The organism is Acidimicrobiales bacterium (assembly GCA_035536915.1).
GTDB lineage: Bacteria > Actinomycetota > Acidimicrobiia > Acidimicrobiales > JAHWLA01 > JAHWLA01.
Genome location: DATLNE010000010.1, coordinates 148,431 through 160,107 on the forward strand (window position 1 = coordinate 148,431; position 11,677 = coordinate 160,107).

Annotated in this window: 12 protein-coding genes and 1 tRNA gene; 5 read left to right on the forward strand and 8 right to left on the reverse strand. The window is 67.3% G+C overall.

Annotated elements, in window-relative coordinates; all coding sequences use genetic code 11:
• The first annotated feature begins 16 nt into the window (after positions 1–16).
• Positions 17–736, forward strand: a complete 720-nt coding sequence (locus tag VM938_03435) for a hypothetical protein (GenBank protein ID HVF74077.1) — start codon at positions 17–19, stop codon at positions 734–736.
• An 8-nt stretch (positions 737–744) separates the two neighbouring features.
• A tRNA-Val gene (locus VM938_03440) sits at positions 745–818 on the forward strand.
• A gap of 122 nt (positions 819–940) precedes the next feature.
• Here VM938_03440 and VM938_03445 read toward each other — a convergent pair.
• The 8 genes from VM938_03445 to VM938_03480 form a co-directional block, all read right to left on the reverse strand.
• Positions 941–1,972, reverse strand: a complete 1,032-nt coding sequence (locus tag VM938_03445) for a nucleoid-associated protein (GenBank protein HVF74078.1) — start codon at positions 1,970–1,972, stop codon at positions 941–943.
• Between the two features lie 2 nt (positions 1,973–1,974).
• Complete coding sequence (locus VM938_03450) at positions 1,975–2,463, reverse strand: hypothetical protein (GenBank protein ID HVF74079.1); 489 nt, start codon at positions 2,461–2,463, stop codon at positions 1,975–1,977.
• Positions 2,464–2,572: 109 nt separating this feature from the next.
• Positions 2,573–3,766 carry a tyrosine-type recombinase/integrase gene (locus tag VM938_03455; protein HVF74080.1) on the reverse strand — a complete coding sequence of 398 codons (1,194 nt, stop codon included), beginning with the start codon at positions 3,764–3,766 and terminating at the stop codon, positions 2,573–2,575.
• Positions 3,767–3,966: 200 nt separating this feature from the next.
• Positions 3,967–4,161 carry a helix-turn-helix domain-containing protein gene (locus VM938_03460; GenBank protein ID HVF74081.1) on the reverse strand — a complete coding sequence of 65 codons (195 nt, stop codon included), beginning with the start codon at positions 4,159–4,161 and terminating at the stop codon, positions 3,967–3,969.
• On the reverse strand, positions 4,162–5,463 hold the full coding sequence (locus tag VM938_03465; GenBank protein HVF74082.1) for a replication initiator: 1,302 nt from the start codon (positions 5,461–5,463) through the stop codon (positions 4,162–4,164). It abuts the gene before it with no gap.
• 94 nt (positions 5,464–5,557) lie between these two features.
• A complete protein-coding gene (locus VM938_03470; GenBank protein ID HVF74083.1) occupies positions 5,558–6,901 on the reverse strand; it encodes an FtsK/SpoIIIE domain-containing protein in 1,344 nt (447 codons plus the stop codon).
• Between the two features lie 88 nt (positions 6,902–6,989).
• Complete coding sequence (locus tag VM938_03475) at positions 6,990–7,319, reverse strand: hypothetical protein (protein ID HVF74084.1); 330 nt, start codon at positions 7,317–7,319, stop codon at positions 6,990–6,992.
• A gap of 1,262 nt (positions 7,320–8,581) precedes the next feature.
• Entirely contained in the window at positions 8,582–8,767 is a 186-nt protein-coding gene (locus VM938_03480; GenBank protein ID HVF74085.1) for a helix-turn-helix transcriptional regulator, read from the reverse strand.
• A gap of 278 nt (positions 8,768–9,045) precedes the next feature.
• Between VM938_03480 and VM938_03485 the strand changes: the two genes are divergently transcribed.
• The 3 genes from VM938_03485 (at position 9,046) to VM938_03495 (ending at position 11,186) form a co-directional block, all read left to right on the forward strand.
• Positions 9,046–9,738: an amidase domain-containing protein gene (locus VM938_03485; GenBank protein HVF74086.1), complete on the forward strand. Its 693-nt coding sequence runs from the start codon at positions 9,046–9,048 to the stop codon at positions 9,736–9,738.
• A gap of 5 nt (positions 9,739–9,743) precedes the next feature.
• Positions 9,744–10,409 carry a hypothetical protein gene (locus VM938_03490; protein HVF74087.1) on the forward strand — a complete coding sequence of 222 codons (666 nt, stop codon included), beginning with the start codon at positions 9,744–9,746 and terminating at the stop codon, positions 10,407–10,409.
• Positions 10,410–10,505: 96 nt separating this feature from the next.
• Entirely contained in the window at positions 10,506–11,186 is a 681-nt protein-coding gene (locus VM938_03495; GenBank protein HVF74088.1) for a hypothetical protein, read from the forward strand.
• Positions 11,187–11,677: the final 491 nt, after the last annotated feature.

Below are 11,677 nucleotides of genomic sequence, written 5' to 3' on the forward strand. Positions count from 1 at the left end.
GGTTACGGTGATCGGCATGGCCGAGGCGCCGCATGCTCCATGGGCATTGCGTGGCGAGGTGATCGTGGCGTTGGTGCGGTCGGGGGCCGGCGGTGGTGGTCGTGGTGGTGGCCGGGGTCGTCGGTTGCCTGCCGGCGTGCGGGCGTTGCCGGGCCCTGCGGTGTTGGTCGGGTGCCGGTACACGGAGTCGCCGGTGGGGCCGTACGTGGAGCTGTCGGTGGCCGAGCCTGCCCGGTTGGGGCTGCGGCCCGGGCTGTGCGTGACGTCGATGGTGGTGTCGGAAGCGGCCGCCAAAGTGGGGAGCCTGTTGAACTGGGGGCTGCCCGCGACGCTCGGGTCGTTGGAGTGGTCGGCGGACGGGGACGTGCGGGTGCTGCGGTGGGTCGACGGCGGTGTCGAGGTGCGGGCGGCGTGCGGACGGGTTGCCGTGCCCGCCGTGCTGCCCATGCGAGCGGTGCAGGCGCGAGGCGACGGGCCGGTACTGGTGCCGCGCCGGCTGGCGGCACTGATGCGCTTCGGCCCGGTGTCGGTGTCGGTGACCGAGGCGAGTGCAAGCGCCGCCGGGTGGGCGTGGCTGGCGGGGGAGCACCGAGGGGCGGTGCTGTCGTCGGCCAGGATGCTGCTCCGCCCGGCTCGGCACCCCTCCGGCATGCTCTCGTCGTTTCGAGCGCCCCTCCAGGCACCCGAGCCGCGGCTCTCGTACCGGCCAGAGGCCGCGGCGGAGGCGCTACAGTGAACGACCCCGGGCGTATGGCTCAGTTGGTTAGAGCGCAGCCTTCACACGGCTGAGGTCACAGGTTCGAGTCCTGTTACGCCCACTGCGGAAAAGTGCTGGTCAACCGGTTGCGCTACCAGACTCCGGTCAGGTGGACCGGGGAGTCATCCCACATCCATCCCACATGGGCCGACGTGGACCCCGCTGACGAAACCGAGGCGCGGTTCATCGTCCCCGCAGTTTCTTGATCGCATCGTTGACGTCCACCCCAGGTGTAGGCGCATCATCGGGACGAATCTCGACACGCTGTTGCAAGTCGTCCTGGCTGCCAACCAACACCATTCCCGAGCGAAAGGTCATCCTGAAGCCGCTGACCTTGACGAGGCTGGTGTCCTTGGCAAACGGCGTGTCTGGATCGAGACCCGCCTCGCGTACCCGATCCAAGAACGTCGGACGGTCGACCGGGTCGAAGTGTGTGTTGGCAAAGGAACGGGGCTTTACCTCGCCGGTCTGATCCTGCATCGTCGCGAGCAACGCGACCTGGTACCGACCTCTGCGCTCAGCGCTTTCGACTTGCTCATTGATGAAGCCGTCGACCGCCTGGACGAACTCCAAGGTCGACTTCTCGGGGCTGTCTCGGAGACGACAGCCGAGAAAGGTGCTCAGGAAGAAGCTGGCGACACCCGCGCTGGTCTCGCTCCCACGCTGGTCGTCCGAAACCCGGCCCACGATTCCAGCAGCGCTCGCCTTGCCCTTTCCGTCGGCGACGAGAAGCGAGGTCTTGAATACCTTCGTCTTATCGGTGAGGGTGAGGTCGCGAAGGTACTGGAGGTCAACGATCCGGCGGCCGTCGACGGTTGTGATGCGGAAACGCAGGCCCTGCTCACGCTCCAATTTCAGCACCGATGCGCATGGGCCGCCGTCGACGGTGCCCGTGATCACTGCTAGCAACCCCGCGGGGTTGCGGCCGGTCTGCACGGCATCGAGACGTTCCGCGATGGTGCGCGATGCCATCACCAGATCGGAAGGTTGCTTGATGAGCTGAGCGACCGCCGTGCGAACACTGTCGTCCTCGTTCTCGTCTGCAACAACCTCGACGCCACGCTCCTTGAGACTGGTCAGAATCTTTCTTCGGAAATACCGGCGCAGGTCGCTGTCAAGTTCTATCGGTGCATCAGTGAGAATGAGTTCTTCGTCATCATCGTTGCCCCGTGGCACGTCATGTACCATCACGGCATCGACGGAGTAGGAGTCCAAGTTCATAGAGCGTCACCGGTTTCAGGAATCGGGCTCAGTAGCGTCTGGCGGGACACATCGAGGAACCCACGTCGGTCCTGCTCGAAACGCTCCAGCAATGTCTCGCGCGACGCCGCGGCTCCCGCCTCGGCCGTGTTCACAAGCTGTTCGCGTACGCGCTCATAGGCGCGGACCACCTGATGGTCACCTGGTAGCCAAAGCTGTAGTCGTTGCCCGATCGGGAACACCTGCGACAGCCAACTCCGCGCCCGTTCCACGTCCTCCGCATCGGGCTGGGACGCCTGCAATATCCGCAGGTTCGTCGGGCCGCTAGCCAGCAGACCCGCCGCCTCGTTGAGAAGTCCCCGCAACTCGTCGCGGCGTTGCGCAGCTTGCTCACGGTGAAATTCTCGCGACCGCGTCCGTCGAGCCATCCAGGCCGCGACAGTCGGACCCACAACGCCGGATACGACGATGCCGGTGACACCGAGAACGACCGTGCTGTCGGCCATATTCCAGTATCGCCGTCGAGAATTGCGAAATCGCGGATCACTCAATCCCGGCTTGACGACAAGTCACGCCGAGTGCCCGGCCGAGGGCGAGGTTCCAGGTGCGTCGGTGCTATCCCACGTCCTTGTCAGACTCCGTGGAGATGGGCCGCATGAAGCGGTCGGCCAGCCGTTCGGCGGCTTGGCGGTCGGCTTCGGTGGTTGCCTGTGCGTAGATGCCGAGCAGCACCCGAACGTCGGCGTGCCCGGCCCTGGTCTGTGCGGTCTTCATGTCGACACCCTCGGCCACCATGCCGGTGATGTTGGCGTCCCGCAGGTTGTGGAACTTCAAGCCGGGAACACCTGCCGCCTTGCAAGCCGGCACCCAATCCCGGTGGTACCAATCGCTGTAGTCGAGCGGCCCGCCGTCAGGGCCGACGAACACATAGGCGTCCGCGTCCGCCGCCGTCAGTCCACGCCGGGCCAGATGCTCGGCCAGCATGTCCATGAGCAGCTTGGGAACCGCGATCGTGCGTTCGCCTGCCGCCGACTTCGGCGGTCCTTCGACCATCACGCCGCCAGGCCCGCGGGTGCGTTGCCAGTCGATCGTCATGAGTCCTCGCAGGAAGTCGAGACGACCCACCTTCAAGCCGGCGCACTCGCCCCAACGAGGACCGAGCACCGCGCCGACGTAGGGCATGGGGCGCGTGCCTTCCCGACTGGCGTGTGCCAACGTCACCAGCTCGTCGGCATCAACGATGTGCGCCTTCTTCTTCGGGATGGCGGGAAGCTTGATGCCTCGGCAAGGCGAACGGCCGATCAAGTCGGCTTCGACGGCCGCGTTGAAGATCGCGGAGAGCGCGCTGTGCTGGCGGTGGACCGTGTGCGGCTTCTGCGTCTTGCACCACTCGTTGATCATGCTCTGCACGTCCTTGGGCGTGATGGAGCCGAGGGGACGCTTGCCGAACTTCGGCTTCAGGTGGACTCGGACGATGGTTTCGTCGCGCGCCAGCGAACTCGGTCGCTTGCCGGGATCGGATGCCAACCAATCCGTAGCGAACGCACCGAACAGCGTGTCGCCCCCGCGGGGATCGACCCACCGTCCGCTTGCACGGTCGGACAGTTCCTTGGCCTGGTACGTCTCCGCTTCCTTCTTGGTCCGGAACGTCTGCTGGTACATGCGGCCGTTCGGATCGCGCAGCTTCACGTCGTACCGAACGCCCTTGGCCGTCTGCCGTTTGTGGATGCTCACTTGCCCTCCTTTCTTGTTCCTCGGGTGGCATTCTTCGGTCTGCCGCCTCGGCGGTCGGGATGGCGTGCCATCCACGCAGCAACGTCGGCGCGGTCCCACACGCGACCTCTGGCGAGGTTGCCGATGGGAGCGGGGAAATCGGCGTAGTCGCGGGCGAGCTGGTCGACGCGCTGCCGACTCACCCCGCCGAGCATCTCGGCAATCTCCGCGACCCCTACGACCTCGGGTGGCATCTGCCCATCGTACTAGTTCTATTGTCTGATGACAAGAGAATGCTAGGAGACTGCATCCTCGTCCGCCTCCGCTTGCAGTCGGTTGACGTACTCCTCCAATGCCTGCCTCGACACGCGACGGCACGCGCCGATCTGGACGGATCGGATCACACCGATGGCGAGCAGCTCGTAGAGCTTCGTGCGCCCGATGCCCAACAGCAGCGCCGCCTCTTCCGGCTTGAGGAGCAGCCTGTCCATCTACACCGCCTCCTCGAGCCGGGCGACGGCGCGTGCCTCGGCGCGTGCGATGCGCCGCAGCTCGTCGCGCTCCCTGGCCGCCGACTCCACCAGCCACGCGTCGCCCGGCGTCGTGTACCCGCGGCCCACGTAGCGCCACGACTTGTGCTCGACCGTTTCGGGGTTCTCGTCGTCGTGCCATTCGGCGCGTGCACGGCGCAGCGCGGTGAAGGTGGTCGAGTAGTGCCTGCTCTTGGTCAGCCAGTGGCCGCGGAATCCAAGCGTGTGCGCCCAGGCCCGCAGGCGCAGGTGTTCCAGGTCCGGTCGCCCGCCGAGTGTCCAGGCCGTGTCGACCAGCTTCCGCAGGTGGGGCCGCAGCCGCAGGTACGGCAACTCCTCGGCGTCGAGGCGATGGTCGAGGTTGCCGTCCCCCTCGGTGGACTTGGTGGCGTACTTGGCGACATACGCCGCCACCGCCCCGGCCGGGATCGCACCGGGACGCACGAGGATGGGCCGCACGTCGACCTGCTCGCCCCACCGGGCGACCATGGCCTCGCCGTCGCGCTCGAAGGGCAGGCGCACGGTCACAAGCGGCACCGCAGCCGACATCGCGGATACCAGCGCGTCCAGGCCCAGGCCGTCGCCCGGTGGCTCGACCACGGCCCCCGGCGCGTCGAGGCGGATGACGGCATGGACGTGGACGACGCCCCGGCGCTGGTACTCGACGACCTTGGTGTAGCTGGGCCGGGCCCGCTCCGCGAGTTCGGCGGCGCTCAGTCCCGCCCCCCGGGCCAGGGACCGGCGCAGGTAGATCGTTGTGCGCCGCCACAGCTCCGGGGCCGACGCGTTCCACAGCACCGCGGCCTCGTAGTCGTAGCAGGCCACGCAGATCGGCTCACCCAGGCGTTCGTCGTCCTCGGCGTGACGTACCGAACACGACAGCCGCCGACCGTGCGGGCAGGACTCGCCCCGTCGAGGGCGACGGCACACCAGCGCCCGGCCGTCTCGCTCGCGCCGGGAGTGGACCGGACCGAAGCCCGGCGCGGTGAGCGTCACGAACACGGCCGGATGCCCGCTCACCGACTCGGGGGCGCCCTTGCCGCCCCGCAGGCCGGCGACGACGAGCTGGTAGGCGTCGGCCCGGTAGACCGCGGCGCAGCTCGGACACACCGACTCGCGCCGACACCCGCAGGCTTTGAGCAGGATGCCGTCCGGTTCGCCCTCGGTGGAGAACCGGACGGACAGCTCGCCCGTTTCGGTGTCGACGCGCTCCGTGCGCCCGGTGAGCCGTACGGGCGACGAGCAGAAGCGGGCGGCCCTCACTGCGCCTGCCACCGTTCGTAGCCCTCGGCATCGGACGCCCGCCGCAGCACGTCGCGCACCGAAGGGGACAGGGCCGGGGCTGTCGGCTCAGCCGTCACGCGACGTTCCCTCCCTTCCCACGCAGTTCGGCCGCCCGCCGTGCGATGGCGGCGATGGTGTCGTCGTCCAGCCAGTAGGACCGCAGCCGGACCGGCATGCCGCCCTCGTGGAGCAGGAAGCCGACGCCTCGGGCACCGGGGTCGACCTCGGTGGCCGAGAAGCCCAACGACGCCCACCCGGCACCGAGGATGGTGTCGGACGCCTGCGGGGTCGTGCAGCGGAAGGCCCAGCGGTAGCCGAACAGGTCCCTCAGCGCCGTGGGGATCGTGTCGCTGGAGGGCTTCTGCGTGGCGGCCACGACGACGACGCCCGCCGCCCGTCCGCGGGAGACGAGATCCCGCAGCAGGTCCGCGAACTCGGCCCGTTCCTCCTTGGTGCCGTTGGTGAGGTAGTGGGCCAGCTCGTCCACCACCACCACGGCCAGGCCGGGACCGTCACCCCGCTCCACCTTGCGCTTGCCGATCTCCAGCAGCCAGGCGTAGCGGGCCTCCATCTCGGTCCGCAGCTCGCGCAGCAGCGCGTTGGCCTCGACCACCGACACGCCCGCATGGGCCTTGGCGCAGTCCCGCCACGCGGCCAGCTCGACCAGCTTGCCGTCGAGCAGGTACAGGTCGACCTCGGGGTCGAGGCTCGCCGCGGCGCAGATCAGGTTCACCGCACCGGACTTCCCGCCGCCCGGCTCGCCGCCGACGAGCAGGTTGCGCTCCACCAGGGTCATCAGCACCTCTCGGCCCTCGTCGTCCACGCCCACCGGGAACGGCTGCCAGAGCGTCGTCTGCCGGGCCTCGGCCCAGGGCCAGGGCAGGACTCGTGCGCTCAGGAAGTCCCGGCGCACGATCACGACGCGCACCCGCCGGGCGTTGGACACCTCGCGTGCGACCCGGACCTCGCGGACCTGCAACGACGAGGCGACGGACTCGGCCGCTTTCTCCAGGTCGGCAGCCGTGCCCCCGCGGGGCAGCTCCAACGTCGCCTCGTCGCCGCCGGCCAGCTCCCGCACCTTCACGACGCGGGGCTGGAACCCCTTGAACGTCTCGGCCGTGCGGATGGCCGCGAGCAGGTTGCGCCGGACGCTCGCCCGCCGCAGCGTGCGGAACAGCCACCGCCGGGCACGGCCCCACAGGAGCCACGGCAGCCATGTCACCGCCGTCTCCGCCGCGGCCAGGCCGGGCGGCACCCCGACGTAGAGCGTCGCCCAGGCGAAGAACGCCGCCGAGGGTGCCAGCAGGGCCAGCTCGACGCGTCCGGCCCACAGGAAGCGCAGGATGCCGTCGAGGACCGCCATCACCGCGTCGTCCTGCTTGCGGTACTTCTCCATCTGCTCCTTCGTGTAGCTCACGATTCGTCCTCTCGAATGGGGCGGGTGGGCGCGCCGCCGTGCGCGCCCGTTCCCGCCGGGTGGTTGTTGTGGGTCGCCGTTGTCGCCGTCACGACGCCGCCCGGCCGCTCGCCGCCGCGGGCAGGGCCTCCACCGACGCGGCCCGGAAGGCGACGCCGGAGCGGTCGTTCATCGACCAGGGCACGGCCACCAGTCCCGTGACCCTGACCGGGCTGCCCTTGCCGACGCCCTTGGGCGAACCGGGGAACTTGACGTTGATCACGTCGGCCCCGTCCTCGCCCAGCACGACGAGCTGCAACGAGTGCAGCGCCGCCCCGGACTCGTCGGTCTTGGGCTGCTTGGTGTCGAAGTCGACCACCGGCTCGGGCGGCCCTGCGGCCATGAACTCCATGCCGGCGGTGTCGATCCTCAGCTTCATCATTCGGTCCTGCTCCTTTCGTGGGGGCCTCTCGGCCCGTCGTTTGCCTGCTCCTCGACTGCTCCCGGCCTGCGCCGGGTGTCCTGCGTGTGCATCGCTGTTCCTCCGTGCCTGTTGTTCGGACGCCGGACGGGGCCGATCCGGAAATCCGCTGTCTCTCTTGGAATGCGCGTCGGCGGCCCCCGCAGCGCAACTCGAATCCGGTAGCGGCCTCTCGGGCCGGAACCTCCCGTCGCTGTCGTCATGCGTCCTCCTCCCTTCGTCCGATGAATGGCGCTCGAACCGGCCGGGCGCCCCGTCACGCTTCTTGGGACCGCTCCGTCCGGGCCGCTTCGCACTGCCTCTCGTTGTCGAAACCCTTCGCGGACCCCCGATCGGTACGGAATCCGTCCAACGGATTGCCTCGAATCGCCAATCCCTCACTTCCGAAAGCAGCGTTTCCGGCCGGTTTTGCACGAAGGTTTCTCGTGCCGGCTCGTTTCCTCTGCGGTCCTCCTCGTCGTCCGTCACCGGCGCTCGAACACGGCCGTCGCCACCTTCCATGCGTTCCGGCCGTCCCGTTCGGGACAGCCCTTCCGAAGAAATCCCCCTCCATTCGGTGAAGCGGCCGTTCCGGCCCATCGGTACGGGAATCCCTCCTCTGTCCAGGGGATGCGCCTTCGCGGCCCGGTTCGCGACACCCTCCTCTGCTGACGGAAGCCCGTTTTCGGCCCCGTTTCGGTACGGGGCAATTCGCGGTTCCGAACGGAATGCGCGTCGACGCCGCCTCTTGCACGCCCCGCCGGGAGGGAAATGTGCGGCCGGGGCCGGATCGCGGACAACAGGAAGGCCCATCAGTCCCACACCGGCATAGCGCCACTTCTGGGGGCCGTTTCGGACACACGTATCGCCTCACACCCCTATAAAGCCCCTCGCGACCGCCGAAACGCGCACCCGTTCTCGACGGACGCGCCCGCCTCGCCGTCGTCGGCCTGCTCGCCCGCCCGTCGCACGCGCTCCGCACCGGCCCGCCGCCGTCCGGTTCCCCTCGGCTCGCGCCGTCGCCAGCTCGTCGGCTTGGCCGCTGGAGGGCGCTCTCTCGTCAGCCCGTGGTGAGGGAGGGAGAAGAAAGTGTGAGGACTTCCTCTACGGGATCAAGAGGGCGGCTTCGCCGCCGCCGGGCCTGCGGGCGGCCCTGGGGGGCCGTCCTCGGCCCGGCTGATGGGATGCGCGGCTCGGTTGGGCTGCGGGGCCGCCATCGGACGAGCGATCGCGCCGTCTCGCTACGGCGTCAGGCCGTCGACCAGCTCGGAAGGGTTGACGTTCAAGGCCGCTGCCAGCTTGACGGCGCTGTACACGGTGATATTGGACTCGCCCCGTTCCACGACCCCGACGTAGGTGAAGTGCATGTCAGCCTGCTCGCCCAACTGTTCGAGCGACCAACCCCGCTCCAGGCGGCGTTGCCTCACGCGGGCGCCAACTGTCTGCGCCACTCGTTGACGTCGGGGATCGGGCATTGCGCCCCGACTCCACAGCAGCTATAACTCTAACACCACAGTGTACTCCTCTAAAGTTGCCCCTCAGCGGGTTTCGGAGGGTGACGCCGGAGGGGGTGACTATCCACAGGGGAGCATTGTGCCGACGAGGGTTACCTCGTACAGTCATCGTCAGCGACTAGGGGAAATGGGGGGGGCACTCGCAGGGCGCTTCCTTCTCCACCGAACCCTGAAGGGAGCGTCACACAATCGTGAACGGCAACGCGATACGAACCGGACGGCCAGCCGCATTCGGCCTTGTCCTCCTGATGGTCGCCGCTAGCGTGATACTGCCAGCGCCGCCCGCACATGCGTTCGACACAAACAAGGCCGCGCAGTACGCGGAGCGATGGGTGGTCGACTCGCAATACGATCCTACCTTGGACGGTAAGGTCCGCAATCCCGACTTCAAGAGCTACAGCAACGACTGCACGAATTATGCCAGCCAGGTTTGGCTTGCCGCTGGCGTAGCGATGCGTTTCAACGCCAGTCAGGCTGCCTACGAGTGGTGGTACTACAACGGCGACTCGCTCTACTTCCTCACCCACAGCGGGCAGTCGAGTCTGTCGTGGCGCGAGAACACCGCCTTCGTCACCTCCCAAGTCGGTGGTTGGGGCGCGGACTTCACGGCCATGAACATGACACAGCAGTACACCCCGGCCCTTCCCGGTGAGCTGTACGAATACGACCACGGGACTGGCGACGGCTGGAGCCATCTCTCTGTCGCGATCGGTTGGACCAGTTCCTACGACTATCCACAGATCGGGCCGCGTGGAACATTCACAGGCGACTACATGAACCAACACACCAGGGACCGTCAGCACGCTCCTTGGAACTGGGGTTACCTGAACCAATGGGACACATTCATCAAGGCCAACATGCGCGCCCGGATCGTCGGGATCTGAGGGGGATGAGAATGACATTCACCAACAAGGGCAAGAAGGCGGCGGTTGTTTCCTTGGTCGTAGCAGTGGCGGTTGGCGGGTTGAGCATCGCCAGCGTCACCGCTTCCGATAACGACACCGAGAAGCAACGGGCCATCGACAACGCGACAAAGATCGTCAACCCCAAAGACCCGCCGCGCCTTCCGGTACTCAACGACTTCGGTGACACAGGAAACCCGGTCGACGTGACCGCGGTGAAAGCAGCGGTTCCCGACCTCATCCACCGCTACAAGGTGCAGCTCATGCTGCCAGGCGCGGCCGATGAGCGTGCGAGCGAGATCCGGTCGCTGGCCAAGAAGGAGAAACGTGCCGGGGAGTTCCGAAGCGTATTTGCAGCCTCCGTTGCGGACACAAAGATCAAGGCAATTGAGGACGCGATAGCTCAGGCGGTCGATGACCCCACCTTCCGGCCTTTCACCGACCATCAGGTGACAATCGACAAGTGGTACGGAGTGACAGTCGACGGTCACAAAGCCTTCGCCGGGTTCCACGGAAAGGAGAGCGTGGTCGTTCCCGATATGGCGGCGCGCCCACCCAACACCCAGGAAGGCCAGTGGCACGTTTGGCTGGAACGTGACGGCGACGTGTGGAAGCTGGTCGATATCAAGACAAAGCTCGACGCGGCACCGTAGTAAGTCCAGTCCACCCGCAAGCGGCCAGGCTCCCTCCCCCCAGGAGCCTGGCCGCTGTCGTTGGAACTCCCGTCAAACCTCATCGCCTAGGAGCAAATGAAGATCAAAACGACGACCGTGTTGGCGATTGGCTCTGTGGCCCTAATCGGTCTTGCAGGTTGGGGCGTAGCCCGCCTCGCGGGCGGCGAGGACACCGCCGCGCCGGTCGCAGCCACCTCTACCACCTCTACGACGCTCCCCGACCCGAACAGCCCTCCCTCGACCGACGACCCCAAGCCGCTCGCGCAGCTCTGGGGGTTCGGAGACAGAGGTGACGCCACTCAGGTTGCTGCCGTCCGGTCCGCGGTGCCCGACCTGATTCGACGAGCCAATCTCGCCCTCGCCATGCCGTCCACTCCGGCGGAACGGGCCTCGGTATTGAACGACGGAGCCAAGCGAGCACGCCGCACGGCCGAACTACTGGACGTGTTCACCGATTCGGTGGCAGCCGAAACGGTCAGGTCGATGGAGAATACGTTGCGGCAGGTGCAAGCCGACCCCAACTACAAGGGATTTAGCGACTACCGCCTCACCATCGAGGAGTGGTACGGCGTCATCGTGGACGGGAACAAAGCGTTCGCCGGCTTTCTCGGGTTCGAGAGTTACCTGACGCCGCGCAAGAACGGCTGGTCCGACGAAGGCAAGGCGCCTTGGCACGTCTGGCTGGAACGGGACGGCGATGTGTGGAAGCTCGTCACGTTCAAGGCCAGGCCAGGGCCGGTATCCGCAGCACCTTGATGGCCGACCGCCTCGGCTGCGTCAAGGGTCGCTGCGAGCCTCCGCATGCTCCGGTTCTCGCTCGCCTGTCCGGCGTCCCTTGACCCTGCCGAGTCGCCCGGCCAAGATCGCTCGCAAGCCAGCCCGACAGGTCGGGGCTTGCCGCTGGCTCAGTGGGCATTCGGCGATCTGCACGTCGGCGGATGCAGGCGCACGCATCCCACATTCATCCCACAGCCGCCGCCGTCCGTATGGATTCGGCTGAGGCCGCTGCCCCGCTGACCAGCACTTTCAGTTCGTCGGCGTTCGTCTGCCGCCGTCCGGCGGTCTTCACACGGCTGAGGTCACAGGTTCGAGTCCTGTTACGCCCACCGTGTGATGTCGCGGGACATCGGAGACAGATGTCGCGAGACACCGTAGACACTCAGCCCGAGTCCTGCCGCTGGTAGTCCCGTGTGGGGTCGAGTGTGAGGTGGCGCAGGAGCTCCCCGTCCTCGTCGAGCACCCGGACG